19 protein-coding genes and 1 riboswitch are annotated in these 19,201 nt (G+C 71.7%); of the genes, 8 read left to right on the forward strand and 11 right to left on the reverse strand.

From position 1 onward, the window contains the following. The first annotated feature begins 32 nt into the window (after positions 1-32). The 3 genes from E0500_RS31045 (at position 33) to E0500_RS31055 (ending at position 3,042) form a co-directional block, all read left to right on the forward strand. A complete protein-coding gene (locus tag E0500_RS31045) occupies positions 33-461 on the forward strand; it encodes an ATP-binding protein (protein ID WP_309505258.1) in 429 nt (142 codons plus the stop codon). Between the two features lie 98 nt (positions 462-559). Next, complete coding sequence (locus E0500_RS31050; protein ID WP_131563584.1) at positions 560-958, forward strand: hypothetical protein; 399 nt, start codon at positions 560-562, stop codon at positions 956-958. After that, entirely contained in the window at positions 955-3,042 is a 2,088-nt protein-coding gene (locus E0500_RS31055) for a hypothetical protein (protein ID WP_131563585.1), read from the forward strand. Before E0500_RS31050 ends, E0500_RS31055 begins: the two co-directional genes overlap by 4 nt. Positions 3,043-3,060: 18 nt before the next feature. On the opposite strand, the gene E0500_RS31060 is transcribed toward E0500_RS31055, so the two are convergent. The 8 genes from E0500_RS31060 to E0500_RS31095 all read right to left on the reverse strand — a co-directional run bounded on the left by E0500_RS31060 (position 3,061) and on the right by E0500_RS31095 (position 11,551). Next, entirely contained in the window at positions 3,061-3,681 is a 621-nt protein-coding gene (locus E0500_RS31060) for a hypothetical protein (protein ID WP_131563586.1), read from the reverse strand. Positions 3,682-3,730: 49 nt separating this feature from the next. Further along, positions 3,731-4,150, reverse strand: a complete 420-nt coding sequence (locus tag E0500_RS31065; protein ID WP_131563587.1) for a transglycosylase SLT domain-containing protein — start codon at positions 4,148-4,150, stop codon at positions 3,731-3,733. 317 nt (positions 4,151-4,467) lie between these two features. Then, positions 4,468-5,340: an ECF transporter S component gene (locus E0500_RS31070; protein WP_131563588.1), complete on the reverse strand. Its 873-nt coding sequence runs from the start codon at positions 5,338-5,340 to the stop codon at positions 4,468-4,470. Beyond that, on the reverse strand, positions 5,337-7,058 hold the full coding sequence (locus E0500_RS31075) for an ABC transporter ATP-binding protein (protein ID WP_131563589.1): 1,722 nt from the start codon (positions 7,056-7,058) through the stop codon (positions 5,337-5,339). Before E0500_RS31075 ends, E0500_RS31070 begins: the two co-directional genes overlap by 4 nt. Positions 7,059-7,074: 16 nt before the next feature. Further along, entirely contained in the window at positions 7,075-8,214 is a 1,140-nt protein-coding gene (locus tag E0500_RS31080; protein WP_131563590.1) for a CbiQ family ECF transporter T component, read from the reverse strand. A 5-nt stretch (positions 8,215-8,219) separates the two neighbouring features. Continuing rightward, positions 8,220-8,948 (reverse strand): SCO2322 family protein, encoded by a 729-nt coding sequence (locus E0500_RS31085; RefSeq protein WP_399121021.1) that lies wholly within the window; start codon positions 8,946-8,948, stop codon positions 8,220-8,222. After that, the gene (locus E0500_RS31090) at positions 8,948-10,204 is read right to left on the reverse strand and encodes a prenyltransferase/squalene oxidase repeat-containing protein (RefSeq protein WP_131563591.1); all 1,257 of its coding nucleotides are present in this window, start codon (positions 10,202-10,204) and stop codon (positions 8,948-8,950) included. Before E0500_RS31090 ends, E0500_RS31085 begins: the two co-directional genes overlap by 1 nt. 128 nt (positions 10,205-10,332) lie before the next feature. Then, positions 10,333-10,414, reverse strand: a riboswitch (cobalamin riboswitch). Between the two features lie 102 nt (positions 10,415-10,516). Next, positions 10,517-11,551 carry an MBL fold metallo-hydrolase gene (locus tag E0500_RS31095; protein WP_131563592.1) on the reverse strand — a complete coding sequence of 345 codons (1,035 nt, stop codon included), beginning with the start codon at positions 11,549-11,551 and terminating at the stop codon, positions 10,517-10,519. Positions 11,552-11,785: 234 nt separating this feature from the next. On the opposite strand from E0500_RS31095, the gene E0500_RS31100 reads away from it, so the two are divergent. Both E0500_RS31100 and E0500_RS31105 read left to right on the forward strand, forming a co-directional pair. Then, positions 11,786-13,243: an aldehyde dehydrogenase gene (locus E0500_RS31100; protein ID WP_131563593.1), complete on the forward strand. Its 1,458-nt coding sequence runs from the start codon at positions 11,786-11,788 to the stop codon at positions 13,241-13,243. A 2-nt stretch (positions 13,244-13,245) separates the two neighbouring features. Continuing rightward, positions 13,246-13,479 (forward strand): ferredoxin, encoded by a 234-nt coding sequence (locus E0500_RS31105; protein WP_131563594.1) that lies wholly within the window; start codon positions 13,246-13,248, stop codon positions 13,477-13,479. Positions 13,480-13,519: 40 nt separating this feature from the next. On the opposite strand, the gene E0500_RS31110 is transcribed toward E0500_RS31105, so the two are convergent. Continuing rightward, complete coding sequence (locus E0500_RS31110) at positions 13,520-14,158, reverse strand: TetR family transcriptional regulator (protein ID WP_131563595.1); 639 nt, start codon at positions 14,156-14,158, stop codon at positions 13,520-13,522. A gap of 251 nt (positions 14,159-14,409) precedes the next feature. Between E0500_RS31110 and E0500_RS31115 the strand changes: the two genes are divergently transcribed. From E0500_RS31115 to E0500_RS31125, 3 genes are read left to right on the forward strand one after another with little or no spacing between them, the layout of a single operon-like run. Continuing rightward, positions 14,410-15,828: a glycosyltransferase family 4 protein gene (locus tag E0500_RS31115; protein ID WP_131563596.1), complete on the forward strand. Its 1,419-nt coding sequence runs from the start codon at positions 14,410-14,412 to the stop codon at positions 15,826-15,828. Then, entirely contained in the window at positions 15,822-16,604 is a 783-nt protein-coding gene (locus E0500_RS31120; RefSeq protein ID WP_131563597.1) for a class I SAM-dependent methyltransferase, read from the forward strand. The genes E0500_RS31115 and E0500_RS31120 overlap by 7 nt, the downstream gene beginning before the upstream one ends. Next, entirely contained in the window at positions 16,601-17,668 is a 1,068-nt protein-coding gene (locus E0500_RS31125; protein ID WP_131563598.1) for a prenyltransferase/squalene oxidase repeat-containing protein, read from the forward strand. Before E0500_RS31120 ends, E0500_RS31125 begins: the two co-directional genes overlap by 4 nt. 97 nt (positions 17,669-17,765) lie before the next feature. Here E0500_RS31125 and E0500_RS31130 read toward each other — a convergent pair whose 3' ends face one another. Together E0500_RS31130 and E0500_RS31135 are read right to left on the reverse strand one after the other, a co-directional pair. Next, positions 17,766-18,053: a hypothetical protein gene (locus E0500_RS31130; RefSeq protein WP_131563599.1), complete on the reverse strand. Its 288-nt coding sequence runs from the start codon at positions 18,051-18,053 to the stop codon at positions 17,766-17,768. Positions 18,054-18,139: 86 nt separating this feature from the next. Then, the gene (locus tag E0500_RS31135) at positions 18,140-19,174 is read right to left on the reverse strand and encodes an LLM class F420-dependent oxidoreductase (RefSeq protein WP_131563600.1); all 1,035 of its coding nucleotides are present in this window, start codon (positions 19,172-19,174) and stop codon (positions 18,140-18,142) included. Between the last annotated feature and the right edge of the window lie 27 nt (positions 19,175-19,201).

Raw genomic sequence — 19,201 nt, forward strand, 5'->3', positions numbered from 1 at the left:
CGACGGTAGTCGTGCGAGGTCAGGCTTGTGGTGTGAACGGATACATTCCCCCCATCCTCGTGGGCTCCCACCCCGAGCAGTACCGCATGTGCCTCACCGTCGGTGAGCACTCGGCGCGGTACATCCGGCGCGTCGTCCGCCTCCATCTGCGGGAGTGGGGCATGGCGGAGCTGTCCGACGCCGTGGAACTGGGCGTGACCGAGCTGGTCGCCAACGTGGTACGCCATGTCCCGGACCGGCGCTGCGAGGTGCTGTTGCTGCGGGAGGCGGCGGGGGTCCGGGTGCACGTGAAGGATGGGTTTCCTCAACTCCCGTCTGTACCATCTGAGCTGACTCAGGAGGCGGAGAGTGGCCGTGGGCTCACCCTGGTGGAGGCCGTGACCGACAAGTGGGGTGTGGAGCCCGGGTCCGATGGTGGCAAGACCGTTTGGTTCGAGTGTCGGCACATGGGAGACGCCTGACGCGCGCCACCGTCACACCGCCCCGGTTGGGCATACGGACGGGGAGGCGACTGACAGTGCTGGTGGAAGCGATGGCGGCGGTGGCAGGGGCCGGAGGCATGGCCGTCGTGCAAGCCGCGGGAGCGGATGCCTGGGCCTGGTTCCGGACGCGGTGCGCGCGGCTCGTAGGCCGGGGCGATCCCGAGCGGGAGAACGAGGCCCTCGACCGTCTGGACCGGACCGCCGCCGCTCTGAACGGCGCTGACGAGCACGACCGGGAGGGGGTGCGGGACGAGCACGCCCGGTTGTGGCAGGGAGAGTTCGCCTCCCTGCTGGAGAGTCTGCAGTCGGAGGAGCAAGAGCGGTTCGCCGCACAACTCCGTGCCTTGGCGAGGGAGTTCGGTACTGCGGGCGGCCCCGTCGGAGGAGTGATGTCCGGAAGCACCTTCAACGGACCGGTCAACGTACAGACGGGCGACCACAACCACCAGGAAATCCACTTCGGGTCCGCGGGATGAGAGGTTCCGGACCCACCGGACCCACCGGACCCGGCAACACGTACAACGGGCCGGTCAACCAGCAGTTCGGCAACCACAACACCCAGATCGTCCACAACAACACCGTCGCCGGACCACCGCTCGACGTGGCGGCCGACGAACTGGCCAGGGCGGTGAAGGAACAGTGGCAGGAGGAGGCCGGGTTTCGGCGCCTGCTCAATCCGCCTCCGCTGCCGGTGCGATGGCATGTGACCGGCATCAAGCTGGCGGGCCGTCTCGCCGGAGCGACCGCCGAAGGGAAACGCGCCCGGTTTCCCCCCGTGCCCGGTTTTCGGGAGACCACCCGTGAGGTCCTGCGCAAGGGCGGCGGCCTGCCTGAACTGCATGAGGTCTACGGCGGGCTGGCCTCCGGCCGCCTGCTGCTCGTCGGCCTTCCGGCGGTGGGAAAGACGGCGGCCGTGTTGCTGCTGCTCCTCGACGCGCTCGCATACCGTGAGGCGGCCGACGCGGAGGGCCGGGCGCGCATCCCGGTACCGGTACTGCTGTCCCTGGAAGGCTGGAATCCGGCCGAGGAGACCGTGACCGACTGGGCGGCGGTCCGGCTCTCCCGTGAGTACCCGCTGTTCCGGAGCCGGGAGGGCCGTGAGCAGGCTCGCGATCTGCTGAAGAACGGCCGTATCGCGCTCTTCCTGGACGGGCTCGACGAAGTCCGCGGCAAGCTGCGGGGTGCCATGGTGAGCGCGATGGAAAAGGCGGACTTCCGACTGGTGCTGGTCTCCCGGCGTGACGAAGCCGTGCAGGCCGGTAAGCGGGCCCGGCTGGGCGGTGCCGTCGCTCTGGAGATCGAACCCGTGTGTCCCGAGGACGCCGCCGAGTACCTGCTCGACTCCCGGTCCGAGAAGATTCCGCCCGCCTGGCAGGCGCTCACCCGCTGTCTCCTGGACGAACCCGGCAGCGCGGTCACCCAGGCCCTGACCAGGCCACTGGAGATCGCCCTCGTGCGCGACGTCTACGACGACAACGACCCGGTCGACGAACTGCTCGACGACACGCGCTTCCCCACACCCCGCTCCATCGAGGATCACCTCCTGGACCACTTGGTCACCGCGGCGTACACCCGGAAGGCGGGGAAACGGCGCCCGCGTCATTCCCCCGAGACCGCCGAGCGGACCCTGCGCTTCCTTGCTGCCCGGCTCACCGATGAGGGCACGCAGGACCTGCGGTGGTGGCACATCCCCGCCTGGGCGGAATCACGGCCCAGGGCCGTCTTCCTCGGGGTTGTGGTCAGTCTGTGCTACGGGGCGGTCGGTGCCGTCGTGCTGTGGCAGACCCTCGGCCCCCTGGGGACGTGCCTGCTCGTGCCTCCCACGGTGTACGCCGCAGGTTCCCTCGTCGGCCGGAGACACATGAACCTCAGCGATCACCATCCGCTCCCGAGCGCGGGATGGCGTGACATCTTTCCCCCGGCCGCCCTCGTGATCGGCCTCGGTATCTGGCTCCTCTCGGGAACCTCGATGTGGTTGCTCTTCCGGTACTTCGGGGACGCCCCGGGGCCGGCCTGGCTCTCCTACGTATCCGCGCTGCCCCTCGGATTCGGTGCCACGATGGCGACCGGCGACGGATACGAACTCATCAGGGGAACCGTCCTCGGGACCGGATCAGGGCCGGAGTACGACGAGGTCAGGGAGAGGCTCAGGAGATCCCGGGTGACGGACACCCGGTCGGTCGGCCCTCGCGACGTATGGCGGCATCACAGCCGGCTGAGGCTGGTCCTCGGCATCTTGGTGGGGGGCGGCCTGGTGCTGCTGATCTACCCCTACACGGGCTTGCGATTCGGGTGGTGGGCCGGGGCCGTGCCCGCCCTCCTCCTGTTCCTCTGGGCCGCCCTCTACGCGGGCCCCGTCAGCAACCTCGCCGTCGCCACAGTCCTCACGGCCGCACAGCTCTCCGCCCGGGAAGGTACTCCCGTACGTCTGATGTCCTTCCTGGAGGACGCCCGGCGCCGCAACATCCTGCGGGCGACAGGCCCTGTGTACCAGTTCCGCCACGCCCGGCTCCAGGAACGGCTCGCCCGATCGACGGCGCCGGACACCGGGCGTGGCTGAGCGGCGGCCACCCGGGGATCAGTACAGGAAACGGTGCAGCGGGGCGGACTCCGTCAGGAGCATGGTGACCCGGTGGGCGAGACGTTGCCACGCGTCCTCCTGTGCGTGGGTCAGCCGTACGTCCTCGCCGTCGGTTGCCTCCAGTGCGGCGAAGAGGGTGGCGGTGTCGGCGTCGGCGGCGAGGTCCACCAGCGCGAGCACGCGTGCCAGCGCACCGACCAGGCCGACCGCGGTGTCCGCACCCGGCCCGGCCGACGGGATCGTGTCGCGCAACGCCGCGACGACGCCCGAGGGGTCGGGGGCGTCCGGCGGTGACACCAGGGCCGCGGACAGCTCACGCAGCAGCGCGTACAGCACGTCCGTTTCCCTCGGGGGTATATCGGCGATGCGCAGGCCCTCGTGCTCCCAGCGGCCGTTCGGCGTCCACACCCGTGGCCCTCGGGCCACGGCTTCGGCCAGTGCCGTACGGATGCGCCGGAAGGCCGCGAGCCCGTCCGTGAACAGTGCGTGATCGCGGGTCCCGTGGGCCGAGCCCGCCAGGGGGGCCAGAAGGTGGTGCTCCGCCCGGTCGCACTGGGCGCCGAGGTCCGGGTCGACGACGACGATGCGGACCGACGTGCGCTGCTCTCGCTGTTCCATGCCGGCCAGCCTGCCAGCCGGCACCGACAACCGGGCGGAGCGACCGTGCTCAGTACCAGCCGTTGGCCCGCCAGAACTTCCAGGCGCCGCACGGGCTGCCGTAGCGGTTGTTCATGTATCTCATGCCCCATTTGATCTGGGTGGCCGGGTTGGTTCTCCAGTCCCTGCCCGCCGAGGCCATCTTCGAGCCGGGCAGGGCCTGCATGAGACCGTAGGCGCCGCTGGAGGCGTTGGTCGCGGTCACGCGCCAGTCGCTCTCGCGGTCGACGATCCTGGCGAAGCACCGGTACTGGGCTCTCTCGTCGATCATCTTCTTCGCGACCGCCCGGGACCGGGCGGGAGAGGTCTCCCACGTGGCCTGCGCGGGTGTGGCGGCGATCAGGGTGCCGGCGGCGGTGGCTGCCGCTGCCGCGGCGGCGAGGGCCTTCTTCGGGGTGGTGGCGGTACGGAGGACGGTCGAGGCGGACATCGGGATGCCTTTCGTCGGGAACAGGACTGTCGCCGGCATGCCCGCGCCGCGAGGTCGGTGTACCCGTGCGGCTCGGTCATGCGCCGGCGTCGTGGCCCGGGTGGGGCGTGTCGGCGCCGCGCGACGCCCTCCAGGAAAGCGGGTCGGCCGCATGTCCGTGATCTACGCTTTTGGGCTAGTTATGATCGCGTGATGAGTGAAGGGGGATGTGCAACTTGGCTGATGATGTGCAGGTCACAGAGGGTATGGGCGGGTATCTGTCGCCCTTGGCGATTTACGATCCTGCTGCGTTTGTGATCTGTGTGCTGTGGGGCGGTTCACGCGTTGGGACCGCAGCCAGTCGGCTCGAATGTGACCGGAGCCTCGAATGCGGCCCGGCGTGTGGCACGGCGCAGGGCCTTGAGGACGGGAGCGCCGAGGGAGAGGGTCAGGACGACGGTGACGGCGGCCCGGCCCAGGTCCCAGCCGAGGGATGTGGCCAGACAGTACGTCAGGAAGCGGGCCAGGTTCGTGGCGAGCGCGGCGTCCGGGGCGAAGGCGACCGTGGACGCGAGTTGATGGAGGAAGGGCCAGCCGGCGAGGTTCATGACGGTGCCGTAGGCGAAGGCGGCGAGGAAGCCGTACGCGGCGAGGAGGGCGAGTTCGGACCGGCCCCGGAGGCGGTCCGGGCCCGGCAGCAGGCCCGCCCCCATCGTGAACCAGCCCATGGCGAGCATCTGGAAGGGCATCCAGGGGCCCACCCCGCCGGTGAGCAGCGCCGACGCGAACATCGTGACCGATCCGAGGACGAAGCCGAAGCCGGGACCGAGGACCCGGCCGCTCAGCACCATCAGGAAGAACATCGGCTCGATCCCGGCGGTTCCGGCCCCGAGCGGCCGCAGCGCCGCCCCCGCCGCGGCCAGCACCCCGAGCATGGCGACCGCCTTCGGGCCGAGCCCCGACTCAGAGATCGTCGCGGCGACGACGGCCACCAGCAGGACCAGCAGGCCCGCGAACAGCCAGGGGGCGTCCTGCGCGTGGGCGTTCACCTGCGAGGCGGGCGGGGCGAGGAAGGGCCAGCCGAAGCCGGCGACCCCCACGGCGCTGACGAGGACGAGGGCGGCCAGGGAGCGGGGGCCCAGACGGACGGGGCGGGCCCGGCGGGCTTGCCGAGGGGTTCTCGCGGTGCTTGCCCCAGTGGTTGCCGTCATGCCAGCGCCTTACGTACCTGAGTGACCGTGAGCCACTTCTGCGGGGCCAGGATCTTGGCGACCTGCGGGGCGTAGGACGGGGAGGCGACCACCACGTCCGCCGCGGGGCCGTCGGCGATCACCTCGCCGTCGGCGAGCAGGACCACCCGGTGGGCGAGTTCGGCGGCCAGCTCCACATCGTGCGTGGCCAGCACGATGGAGTGCCCCTCGGCCGCCAGCGAGCGCAGGACGCCGACCAGGCGGGCCTTCGCCGCGTAGTCCAGGCCGCGGGTCGGCTCGTCGAGCAGGAGCAGGGGAGGGCGGGCCGTCAGGATCACCGCCAGGGCGAGGGTGAGGCGCTGACCCTCCGACAGGTCCCGCGGGTGCGTGTCGTCGTCGATGCCCGGCAGCAGACCGGAGACCAGCGCCCGGCACGTGCCCGGCGCGGCGCCCGCGTCCCGGTCGGCCGCCGCGCACTCGGCGGCCACCGTGTCGGCGTACAGCAGGTCCCGCGGCTCCTGCGGTACGAGGCCGACGCGGCGGACGAGGTCGCGCGGGGGCGTGCGGTGGGGGACCGCCCCGCCCACGCGCACCGTTCCGGCGGACGGTTCCACCAGGCCGGCCAGGGCGCCGAGCAGCGTGGACTTTCCGGCCCCGTTCCGGCCCATCAGGGCGATCGTCTCGCCGGGCGTGACGGTGAGACCGGCACGGCGGAGGGCCTCGACACGGCCGCGGCGGACGGTGAGTGCGTCAACCTCCGCCGGGTGGGCGGGAGCCGAGCCGTTCAGGTCGGGTGACGGTGCACGCCCGCGGAGGAAGCGGAGAAAGCGGGGGTGGCGGGACGGCTTCCGGGGAGCCGTGGGGAGGGGCGGCTCCGGTACGGTCCCACCGGCCCTCACGCCCTCGGCGCCCGGCGCTGTCGTACGACCGAGCCGCTCCCGCAGCACCCCCGCCCGCCGCCGCGCGTCCCGAACCGTGAGTGGCAGCGGCGTCCAGCCCGCCAGGCGCCCGAGGTCCACCACCGGCGGGTACACCGGAGACACGGCCATCACCTCCGACGGCGTGCCCAGGACCAGGGGCGCGCCCGGAGAGGGCAGCAGGGCCACCTGGTCCGCGTACTGGATGACGCGCTCCAGCCGGTGTTCGGCCATCAGCACGGTCGTCCCCAGGTCGTGGACGAGCCGCTGGAGCACGGCCAGCACCTCCTCCGCGGCGGCCGGGTCCAGCGCGGAGGTCGGTTCGTCGAGGACGAGGACCCGGGGGTGCGGGGTGAGGACCGAGCCGATGGCGACACGCTGCTGCTGACCGCCGGACAGGGTGGCGATGGGGCGGTCACGGAGGGCGGCCAGGCCCAGGAGGTCCAGGGTCTCCTCCACCCGCCTGCGCATCACGTCCGGTGCGAGGCCCAGCGACTCCATGCCGTAGGCGAGTTCGTCCTCGACCGTGTCGGTCACGAAGTGGGCGAGGGGGTCCTGGCCCACCGTGCCCACCACGTCGGCGAGTTCACGCGGCTTGTGGGTGCGGGTGTCGCGGCCCGCCACGGTCACGCGGCCCCGCAGCGTACCGCCCGTGAAGTGCGGCACGAGTCCGCTCACCGCGCCCAGCACGGTCGACTTGCCGACCCCCGACGGGCCGGCCAGGAGGACGAGTTCACCCTCGGGGACCTCGAAGTCGACGCCCCGGACAGTGGGTCCGGCCGCTCCCTCGTACGTCACGGAGACATCCTCGAAGCGGATCATGCGGGTTCCTCGCGGATCATTCGGGTTCCTCGGGAGTCGGGGGCGGGGGTGCCGTCAGGGCGCCCTTCAGCGGGGCCGGCACGGCGAACGCGGGCAGCAGACCCAGCAGGATCGCCGCCATGGGCCACAACGGGAGCGTCGGCGCCGTCAGCGGCACGACACCGGGATGCAGCGCGGACGGTTCGTACGCGGCAGCGACGACCAGCAGGGCCGCCACCGCGACCCCGGACGCGGACACCAGCCAGGCCTGCGGCCCCCACGCGTCCGGCCGGTAGCGCGTGCGCGGCGAGCGGCGGCCGCCCAGCCACAACCCGGCGAGCGCGGTGGCGAGCCCCGCGAACAGGACGGGCAGGCCGTAGCCGCCGCCCTCGGCGGTGAGGACGCCGTACGTTCCCGCGCAGACGCCGAGCAGGCCGCCCAGGGTGAGCGCGGCCGTGGTGCGGCGCACGGCGGGCGCCACCTCGGCGCTGCGGCCGTACCCCCGCGCGTCCATCGCCGCCGCGAGGGCCACCGAACGCTCCAACGCGCCCTCCAGCACCGGCAGGACCACCTGTGCCAGCCCGCGCAGTCCTCGGTCCGGGCGCCCGCGCAGCCGCCGTGCCGCCCGCAGCCGCTGCACGTCCGCGACGAGATGCGGTGCGAACGTCATCGCCACGACCACGGCCACCCCCACCTCGTACAGCGCGGCCGGCAGCGACTTCAGCAGCCGCGCCGGGTTCGCGAGGGCGTTCGCCGCACCCACGCAGACGAGCAGCGCGGCCAGCTTCAGACCGTCGTACACCGCGAAGACCAGGCCCTCCGCGGTGACCCGGCCGCCGATACGAACGCCCTGCGCCCAGTGGGGGAGCGGGAGTTCGGGGAGCGTGACGATCGTGTGGCTGCCGGGGACGGGCGAGCCGAGGACGACGGCGAAGGCGACGCGGAGGAGGAGGACGGCCAGGGCGAGCCGGACGAAGGCGGTGTACGAACGGGACCAGGGGGCGTCCGTGCGGTGGGTGGCCACCACGTAACCGGCCACCACGACGAGAAGGGTGAGCAGGAGGGGGTTGGTGGTGCGGGAGGCGGCCGTGCCGAGGCCGAGAGCCCAGACCCACCAGGCGCCCGGGTGCAGCGTCCCGGTCCGCAGCGTTCCCTTCTGTATCGTCCTCGTCCGCATCGTCCTCAGCCCCTGCGGCGGCGCGCCTGCCACACCGCCGCCGCGCCCAGCAGCACCACGACACCGGCACCCGCGAACAGCCCGAGGGACGGGCCGCCGGAGGAGCCGTCCTCCCCGCCGGACGCCTGCGGACCCTCGTCCGAGGCGCCCGCCCCGGTGTCCGCCCCGCTGTCCGGGACCGGATCGCCGCAGCCCTTCTCCGGGTAGTTCGCGATGGCGCACAGCAGGGCGTTTGTGTCGTAGCGGAGGGGTTTGGCCACCGCGGCAAGGGCGTCGGCGGTCGTCGCGTCCTCCGGTACGCGGGCGCAGGCCGTGCGGGGCTCCGGGGGCGTCTCACCGGACGGGGCGTCCGCAGCCGTACCGAAGTCGATGACGAGGGCCACGCGCTTTCGGCCCTCGCTCGGGGGCGTCTTGGCACAGATGGACGCGAAGTCCGCGGCGCCGCGCGGCTCGGCCGCGTCGTTCGCGTCCCGGCTGACCGCGAAACGCAGGCCCTGGACGTCGCCGTCGGAGGGGCGGGCCGTCGAGGGGCCCTGCGTGGCGTACGTCCAGGCCGAACCGCCGTTCCGCCCGTCGCCCCGCCCGCCGTCCTGTTCCCAGAACGACCAGTAGCGGTAGCCGGTGGCCAGGGCCGGGCCGGCGCTTCCGATGACGATGACGACGACGAGGGCGAGCAGGTGCAGGAGTGGGAACGGGAGCGGGAGCGGGTTCGCGAGGGGTGTACGACGAGGGATCACAGCTGCTGCTTCTTCGTGCGGCCGCTGAGCAGGAAACCGACACCGATACCGGCGACCAGGCACGTCCCGACGATCCACCACACGCCGAACACGGAGCCGTCGTCCTTCCCCTTCTCATCCCCCTTCTTGTCCGCGTCGGCGGTGGAGCCGTCGGGCACCTCGGGGGCCGGGCCGGTCGCGTTCAGCTTCTTGACGAGATCGGCGCCGCCGAAGTCGCGCGGGTCGGTGCCCGTGGCGTGGGCGGCGAGGATGAGCTGAGCGTACGCGGCCGGACCCGCCTCGGCGGCCCAGGCACCGGAGTTCTTCTCCAGCCAGGCCAGGGGCTCCCCGGTGCTGTCCTTCTGCCCGGCGGCGGCGAGTGCGACGACCGCGTCGGCCGTGTTGCCGTGGTCGGGCTGGTCCTCGGCGCCCGCGAGGGGGAGCTTCAGGTAGCCGTCCTCGGCGAGGGCCTTGGTCAGGTAAAGGGCCGCGTTGTGGGCCGCGTCCTCGGGGGAGAAGTCGTCACCGCGGACGCACCCGGCGCCCGTACGGTCCTTCGTACCGGCCTTGGCCACGAACCCCTTGCCGAGACTGCCGAGCACAGCGGCCGTGGTGGCGTCGGCGTTCGCGCTCAACCCGCCCTTCTTGTCGGGCTGGAAGGCGAAGGCGCCGCCGTCGTCCTCGTCGCAGGGGACGGACAGGGAGAGTAGGGCCTCGTACGGGGAGTGCCCGCCCTTCTTCTGGTCCTCGGGCTCATCGCCGGCGGCCACGAGGGCACCGATGACGGCGGATGTCGAATTCGAGTCGCTCGCGCCACCCGGCTGGTAACCCCAGCCGCCGTCCTCGTTCTGCACGTCCTTCAGCCAGCGCACGGCCCGGCCCACCTCGCCGTCGTGCCCGCCGAGTGCGGCGAGGGCCTGGACGGCCGCCGCGGTGCTGTTGGTGTCGACCGGCGTCTTGTCGTCGCACTTCGCGGAGGCCTCGGCACGGTACGCCGCGAACGCCCCGCTGGTGCACTGCTGCCCCACCAGCCAGTCCACAGCGACGACGGCGGGCTTCACGCCCACGGTGTCCTGGGCGAGCAGGGCGAGGGACTGGCGCCAGACACCGTCGTACGTGGGGTCGGCGGAGCCGTACAGCCCGCGGGGGATCGCCTGGGACGGCGAGGCGGAGGGCGAGGAGTCGTCGGCGAGGGCGGTGACCGGCACGGACCCGGTGCCGAGTACGGCCACGGCTGTGGCGGCGAGTATCGCTGCGCTGCGACGTATGTTCATGACGGGTGGTGCCTCCCCCTGTGGGGGAGCCGGACAGCACGGCACAGCCGGGCGGCTCGGCTCCGTATGCCTCGACGGTGCCGTCACCGACGGGTTGCCGGTGACGCGAGCCGGTCACGTCCGTACGAGGCATTCCGACTTGCCGGCCCCCTTGTTGGGCTCGGGGCGGCTCACGGCTGCGGGTCAGTGCCGGATTTGCACCGGCTTCCCCCCGTACGGGTGTGATGACGACCGGCACACTCTACCCGCCCGCGGTGACACGCCCGCGGGGTGGCTTGTCGGTGGCGGTGGGGGCCCACGGGCCTGAGCGGTTCACACGGCCACGTACGTCACCGGGTCCGTACCCGGCACCGCCTCCGCGTGGCCCAGTTTGACCAGGCGGCGCAGGTGGGCCTCGGCTTCCGAGACGGCGATGTTCCTGGAGCCGTGAGGGATGTCCGCCCAGGGGCGGTTCCACTCCATGCGCTCGGCGAGCTGCCACGGGGTCAGCGGGTTCGAGAGGAGGGTGAGGAGTCCGGCGAGGCGCTGCTCGTGGTGTGCGAGCAACTCACCCACACGGGAGGGGGCGTCGGTGAAAGCGTACTGATGGGCCGGGAGGATCTCGGCGGCGGCGAGGCGGCCGACGCGTTCGAGGGAGTCGAGGTAGTCGCCCAGGGGATCGGTGACGGTGGCGTCGTCCGGGTCCTCGTACAGGCCGATGTGCGGGGAGATCTCCGGGAGCAGGTGGTCGCCGGAGAACAGACGGCCGCGGCCCGGGAGTCGGTCGGGATGGGACTCCTCCAGGTGGAGGCAGACGTGGCCGGGGGTGTGGCCCGGGGTCCAGATCGCGCGGAGGCGGCGGCCGGGGAGGTCGAGGAGTTCGCCGGGGACGATCTCGCGGTCGGGGAGCGCGGGGGAGAAGCCGGGCAGTGTGCGGGGCTCGGAGGTGCGCAGGGGTGCCACGTGTTCCTCGGGGGCGCCCGCGGCCGTGAGCTTGGCCGTCATGTAGGTGAACCAGCGGCCCGGCCTGGTCTCACGGGTCCGGCGGACGATCGCGCGGTCGGCCGCGTGCATCGCCACCCAGGCACCGGAGGCCTCGCGCACCCGGCCCGACAGGCCGTGGTGGTCGGGGTGGTGGTGGGTGACGATCACGCCGTACAGCTCGCCGACGGACGTACCGCAGGCGGTCAGGCCTTCGGTGAGCGTGTCCCAGGAGGCCGGGTCGTCCCAGCCGGTGTCGATCAGTACGGGGCCTCGGTCGGTGTCGACCGCGTACACGAGCGTGTGTCCGAGGGGGTTGTCCGGGATGGGCACCTGGATGCTCCGCACGCCCCCGCCGTGATCGGTCACCCGCGTACTCGCCGCCATGAGGCCCCCATCGCCGTGTCCCGGGACCACTATAACTAGAACAGGTTTCGATGAGAGCCCGAGTCGCCCCCTCGTGTACCGGTCCCGACCGTGGACTCCTCCAACTGGAACTGGTATCAGTTCCCATGTCTGATGGATCGTCAGAGGAATACCGTCAGAGGACACCGTCAGAGGAACACCGTCAGAAAGAACGGCACAGAACAAGGACGTACGCACCCGGGGAGGCAGTCGACCATGGCCGAGCTCGTGGAACACGGACAGCTGTTCATCGGCGGGGAGTTGACCGACCCCCTCGGCGAGGACGTCATCGAGGTGGTCTCGCCGCACACCGAGGAGGTCATCGGCCGTGTGCCGCACGCCTCCAGGGCGGATGTGGACCGGGCGGTGGCGGTCGCGCGCAGGGCGTTCGACGAGGGCCCCTGGCCGCGCTCGACGCTCGACGAGCGCATCGAGGTCGTCACCCGGATCAAGGACGCGATCGCGGTCCGCCACGAGGAGATCGCCCGCGTGATCTCCGCCCAGAACGGCACCCCCTACACCTCGTCGGTCATGGTGCAGGCGCTCGCCTCGATGATGGTGTGGGACGCGGCGATCACGACCGCGCGCGGCTTCACGTACGAGGAGAAGCGGGACGGTGTGCTCGGCAAGCTGCTGGTGCGGCGGGAGCCCGTCGGGGTGGTCGCGGCCGTCGTGCCGTGGAACGTGCCGCAGTTCACCGCCGCCGCCAAGCTCGCGCCCGCGCTGCTCGCGGGCTGCACCGCGGTGCTGAAGGTGTCGCCCGAAACACCGCTGGACGCCTACCTGTTGGCGGAGATCGCCGCCGAGGCCGGGCTGCCCGAGGGTGTGCTGTCGATCCTGCCCGCCGACCGTGAGGTCAGCGAGTACCTGGTGGGGCACGAGGGCGTGGACAAGGTGTCCTTCACGGGGTCGGTCGCCGCGGGCAAGCGGGTGATGGAGGTCTGTGCGCGCAACCTGACCCGCGTCACTCTCGAACTCGGCGGCAAGTCGGCGGCGGTGATCCTGCCGGACGCCGACGCGGGGACCGCCGTCGCCGGCATCGCCCCCTTCGCCTGGATGATCAACGGCCAGGCGTGTGTGGCCCAGACCCGCATCCTCGTCCCGCGCACCCGCTACGAGGAGTTCGCCGGGGCCTTCGCCGCCGCCGCGAGCGCGTTGAAGGTCGGTGACCCGCTCGACCCGGCCACGGAGCTCGGCCCGTTGGTCGCCCGCCGCCAGCAACAGCGCTCCCTCGACTACATCCGCATCGGCCAGGAGGAGGGCGCCAAGCTCCTCACCGGCGGCGGGCGTCCGGTCGGCTTCGAGCAGGGCTGGTACGTCGAGCCGACCCTCTTCGGCGACGTCGACAACTCCATGCGCATCGCCCGCGAGGAGATCTTCGGCCCGGTCATCTGCCTCATCCCGTACGGCGACGAGAGCGACGCGGTGAAGATCGCGAACGACTCCGAGTACGGGCTGAGCGGCAGCGTGTGGACGGCGGACACCGAGCGCGGCATCGAGGTCGCGCGGCAGGTCCGTACGGGCACGTACTCCGTCAACACCTTCAGCCTCGACATGCTCGGCCCGTTCGGCGGCTACAAGAACTCCGGTCTGGGGCGGGAGTTCGGGCCCGAGGGGTACGGCGAGTACTTCGAGCACAAGATGATCCACCTGCCCGCGGGCTGGGGGGCGTGAGGATGGGCGACCGCTGGCACGTCGAGGTCGACCGCTCCCTGTGCATCGGCTCGGCCCAGTGCGTGCACCACGCCCCGGACGGCTTCCACCTCGACACGGGCCGCCAGTCCCACCCCGCCGCTCCCGACACGGACGCCAACGAGAAGATCCTGGAGGCGGCGGAGAGCTGCCCGGTGGAGGCCATCGTGATCACGCTGTTGGCGAGCGGGGAGACGGTGTTTCCGCCCGAGGACTGACCCGAGGACTGACCCGAGGAGACTGTGCCTCTCAAGCGCCTCAATCGCCGGTTGACGTCAGGTCGATCAACCGGCACACCGTCTCGATGTCGATCTTCACCTGGGCGATGGACGCACGGCCGGAGAGCCAGGTGATGAGGGCCGAGTGCCAGGTGTGTTCGATGACGCGGACGGCGGAGAGCTGGTCGGGAGTGGGGTTCTCCAGGCCCATCGCGTCGAGGATGATCGCCGTGGTCTGGCGGGAGACCTGGTCGACCTCGGGGCTGACGCTGCGGTCCGCGAACGTCAGGGCGCGGACCATGGCGTCGGCGAGGTGCGGCTCTCGCTGCAGGGCGCGGAAGGCGCGCATCAGGGTCTCCGCCACCCGCTCCGCCGCCGTCTCGCCCTGCGGCGGCTTCTTCCGCAGCGTGCCGTGCATGTGCTCAAGCTGGCTCTGCATCGTGGCGACCAGCAGATGGACCTTGGACGGGAAATAGCGGTACAGCGTGCCGAGCGCCACCTGGGAGGACTCCGCGACCTCGCGCATCTGTACCGCGTCGAAACCGCCCCGGCTCGCCAGCTGCGCGCTCGCGTGCAGGATGCGGCGCCGGCGTGCCTCCTGCCGCTCGGTGAGGGCAGGGGTGCCGGGCTGCGCCGCTGAGCGCGCGGTACTGGCTTCCACCTTGGCTTCCGCAGGCATGGGTCCCGTTCCGTGACAGTTCGGTGAGAGGAACGACGGATCAGCATGGCAGGGCATCAGGGCGTCGCGCGAATCGGTGGATTACGTGATTCACGCCGGCCCGTCGTGGTGTGAATCACCTGATCCACCGCCCACGGCGGGGCTACCTGCCGGTAGATTCGAAGCCTCTTGAACGATCAACTCTGTAACTTGTTCTAGATTACCGTCCCGGCGTACCCTCGCGGGAAAGTGCGGGGAGAAGGGGGCCCGGAGTGACCGCTGAGGCCAGGGAGGCGGGTCCCCAGGAGGGCCCCGCTGCCGACGGCATGCGACCGCTCGACATCGCGCTCCTCACCTATAAAGGGAACCCGTTCTGCGGGGGCCAGGGCGTCTACGTACGGCACCTCTCGCGCGAGCTCGCCCGGCTCGGCCACCGCGTCGAGGTCATCGGCGCCCAGCCGTACCCCGTACTCGACGTACTCGACGACGTCCCCACCGACGGCCACGGCGGCCGGCTCTCCCTCACCGAGCTGCCCAGCCTCGACCTGTACCGCCAGCCCGACCCCTTTCGCACGCCCGGCCGGGACGAGTACCGCGACTGGATCGACGCCCTGGAGGTCGCCACGATGTGGACCGGCGGCTTCCCCGAGCCGCTGACCTTCAGCCTGCGCGCCCGCCGCCATCTGCGCGCCCGGCGCGGCGAGTTCGACGTCGTGCACGACAACCAGACGCTCGGGTACGGGCTGCTGGGCGATGTCGGCGCCCCGCTCGTCACCACCGTCCACCACCCCATCACCGTGGACCGGCAGCTGGAGCTGGACGCGGCCGAGGGCTGGCGGCGGAAGACATCGGTACGGCGCTGGTACGGGTTCACGCGCATGCAGAAGCGGGTCGCGCGCCGCCTGCCGTCCGTGCTCACCGTCTCGGGCACGTCCCGTCAGGAGATCGTCGACCACCTGGGTGTCCCCGGATCCCGTGTCCACGTCGTGCACATAGGCGCCGACACGGACCTCTTCTCGCCCGACCCGTCCGTACCGCAGATACCCGGCCGGATCGTCACCACCTCCAGCGCCGACGTCCCCCTCAAGGGCCTGGTCCACCTCATCGAGGCGCTCGCCAAGGTGCGCACCGAGCACCCCCGAGCGCACCTCGTCGTCGTCGGCAAGCGCGCCGAGGACGGGCCCGTCGCACAGGCCATCGAACGGTACGGCCTCGAAGGCGCCGTCGAGTTCGTGAAGGGCATATCCGACGCGGAACTGGTCGACCTGGTGCGGTCGGCGGAGGTGGCGTGCGTGCCGTCGCTGTACGAGGGGTTCTCGCTGCCGGCCGCCGAGGCGATGGCCACGGGAACGCCGCTGGTCGCCACCACCGGCGGGGCGATCCCGGAGGTCGCCGGCCCCGACGGGGAGACATGCCTCGCGGTGCCCCCCGGCGACGCGGGCGCGCTGGCCTCCGCGCTGAGCCGGCTGCTGGGCGACCCGGAGTTGCGCGTACGACTCGGCGCGGCCGGCCGGGAGCGCGTGCTGTCCCGCTTCACCTGGGCCAGGGCGGCGGAGGGCACGGTGGCCCACTACCGCGAGGCGATAGCGCGTGCCGGGAGCCAGAAAGCTCCAGCAACAGCCACAACGGCGGCAACGGCAGCAGCAGTCGAAGTAGTCGAACCCGATCCCGAAAGCAGGGCCACGTGCTGACCGTCGACTTCTCCCGGTTCCCGCTAGCCCCGGGGGACCGTGTCCTGGACCTCGGCTGCGGAGCGGGACGGCACGCCTTCGAGTGCTACCGGCGGGGCGCCCGGGTGGTGGCGCTCGACCGGAACGGCGAGGAGATCCGCGAGGTCGCGAAGTGGTTCGCGGCGATGAAGGAGGCGGGCGAGGCCCCGGCCGGGGCGACGGCCACCGCGATGGAGGGCGACGCGCTCGCCCTGCCCTTCCCGGACGCCTCCTTCGACGTCGTGATCATCTCCGAGGTCATGGAGCACATACCCGACGACAAGGGCGTACTCGCGGAGATGGTGCGCGTACTGAAGCCGGGCGGCCGCATAGCCGTCACCGTGCCGCGCTACGGCCCCGAGAAGGTCTGCTGGTCGCTCTCCGACGCGTACCACGAGGTCGAGGGCGGCCACATCCGCATCTACAGGGCGGACGAGCTGCTGGCGAAGATGCGCGAGGCCGGCCTCCGCCCGTACGGCACCCATCACGCCCACGCCCTGCACTCGCCGTACTGGTGGCTGAAGTGCGCGTTCGGCGTCGACAACGACAAGGCGCTGCCGGTGCGGGCGTACCACAAGCTGCTCGTCTGGGACATCATGAAGAAGCCGCTGGCCACCCGGGTCGCCGAACAGGCGCTGAACCCGCTGATCGGCAAGAGCTTCGTGGCGTACGCGACCAAGCCCCACCTGCCCCGCCTCTCCGAGAACCGCCGCTCCGAGAACCGCCGCTCCCAGAAGACCGAGGCGGCCGCCGAGTGACCACCCCCCGGACAGAACACCTCGTCCTGCCCGGGGTCCTCACCGCGCAGGAGGCCGCCGCGACCGTCCGCGGCATCCTCGCCGTGCAACGGGAGGACGGCGCCATCCCGTGGTTCCGCGGGCACCACCTCGACCCGTGGGACCACACCGAGGCCGCCATGGCCCTCGACGCGGCGGGCGAACACGACGCCGCCGAGCGGGCGTACGACTGGCTGCGCCGGCACCAGAACGAGGACGGCTCCTGGTACGCGGCGTACGCCGACGGCGACCCGGACGACGTCACGGACCGCAGCCGGGAGACGAACTTCGTCGCGTACGTGGCCGTGGGCGTCTGGCACCACTACCTGTCCACGGGCGACGACATGTTCCTGGACCGCATGTGGCCGACCGTGCACGCGGCGGTGGAGTTCGTGCTGGGCCTCCAGCAGGCCGGCGGCCAGATCGGCTGGCGGCAGGACGACGACGGCACGCAGACCGCCGACGCGCTCCTCACGGGCTCGTCCTCCGTCCACCACGCGCTGCGCTGCGCGCTGGCCATCGCCGAGCAGCGGGAAGAGCCGCAGCCGGACTGGGAGTTGGCGGCGGGCGCGCTGCGGCACGCGATACGGCGCCACCCCGAGCGGTTCCTGGACAAGGACCGCTACTCGATGGACTGGTACTACCCGGTGCTGGGCGGCGCCCTCACCGGCCCGGAGGCCAAGTCCCGCATAGAGGAGGGCTGGGACCGTTTCGTGGTCCCCGGCCTCGGGGTCCGCTGCGTGGTCCCCAACCCGTGGGTGACGGGCGGTGAGTCCGCCGAACTCGCCCTGGCCCTGTGGGCGATGGGCGAGTCCGACCGCGCCCTGGAGATCCTCCAGTCGATCCAGCACCTGCGCGACGCGAGGACCGGCCTGTACTGGACTGGCTACGTCTTCGATGCCCGCGCGATCTGGCCCGAGGAACTCACCACGTGGACCGCGGGGTCGCTGCTTCTTGCGGTGGCTGCGCTGGGGGGTGATGAGCCGACGTGCGCGGTCTTCGGGGGCGAGCGGTTGCCTCGGGGGCTCGACGCGGAGTGTTGCTAGGCGCGGAGTGTTGCCAGGCGCCGTTGGGGTTGTTGTCCTTTGCCGGGTGCGGGCCTGGGCCTGTTTGCGGCTGGTCCCCGCCCCTTGAGCACAGCTCTCAGTGCCGGTAGATCCGGTTGGCGATGGTGTGGCCCACCAGCAGGTAGACCACGGCTGCGAGCCCGTAGCCCGCGACCACACGTGCCCAGGCCTCGTCGAAGGTGAACAGGTCGTGGGACCAGCCCGCCAGCCAGCGGGCCGTGTCGTGGATGAACCGCACGAAGTCGTTCGCGCGGTTGGCGTCCAACAGGTACATCAGGATCCAGAGGCCGAGGATGAAGGCCATGACGTCCGCGATGACCGCGATGATCCTCCCGGCCTGGGTGGCGCGATAATGAGGGGACATGCCCTCCGGGTAGCCCTTGAAGCCCGGACGAAACCAGAACGGGCGTGCTCTGCCATAGGAGTTCAGGACTTCAGGGCTTCAGGAGTTCAGGAGTTCAGCTCCGCGAGCACCCGCAGCGTATGCCGGTCCGGGGACAGGAGCAGCAGGTCCGTCACCGGGCCCTTGCGCCACGACTCCAGGCGCTCGGCGATCCGTTCCCTCGGGCCGACCAGGGAGATCTCGTCCGCGAAGGCGTCCGGGACGGCGAGGACGGCCTCCTCGCGGCGGCCCTCCAGGAACAACTGCTGGATCCGCCGCGCCTCCTCCTCGTAGCCCATGCGTGCCATGAGGTCGGCGTGGAAGTTCCGCTTGGCGTGGCCCATGCCGCCGATGTAGAAGCCGAGCATCGTCTTCACCGGCAGCAGCCCCTCGGCCACGTCGTCGCAGACCTGGGCACGGGCCATGGGCGCGACGAGGAAGTCAGATTTGCTCGATCCCTCGCGGGCCTCGGGCGCGTCGGCGAGCGAGGCCTCGTACACCTCCGTACGCGTCGGCGACCAGTACAGCGGCAGCCAGCCGTCCGCGATGCGCGCCGTCTGCGCGATGTTCTTCGGACCCTCCGCGCCCAGCAGAATCGGGAGGTCGGAGCGGCGGGGATGCGTGATCGGCTTCAGGGGTTTGCCGAGGCCGGTGCCGTCCTCGCCGCGGTACGGGTGGGAGTGGAAGCGCCCGTCCAGTTCGACGGGGGCCTCGCGTCGCAGCACCTGGCGTACGACGTCGACGTACTCCCTGGTCGCGGTGAGCGGCGACGACGGGAACGGGCGCCCGTACCAGCCCTCGACGACCTGGGGGCCGGAGAGCCCGAGGCCCAGGAGCATCCGGCCGCCGGAGAGATGGTCGAGGGTGAGGGCGTGCATCGCGGTGGTCGTGGGCGAGCGGGCCGCCATCTGGGCGACCGCCGTGCCCAGCCTGATCCTTGAGGTCCGGGCCGCGATCCAGGTCAGCGGGGTGAAGACGTCCGAGCCCCAGGACTCCGCCGTCCACACGGAGTCGTAGCCGAGCCGCTCGGCCTCCTGCGCGAGCGGGACGTGGTCCGGTGAGGGGCCGCGGCCCCAGTAGCCGAGTGCGAGACCGAGCCGCATGCCTGCCTGCCTCCTGACGGTTCGTCA

Origin of the sequence: Streptomyces sp. KM273126 (genome assembly GCF_004337435.2) — a bacterium.
GTDB lineage: Bacteria > Actinomycetota > Actinomycetes > Streptomycetales > Streptomycetaceae > Streptomyces > Streptomyces acidicola.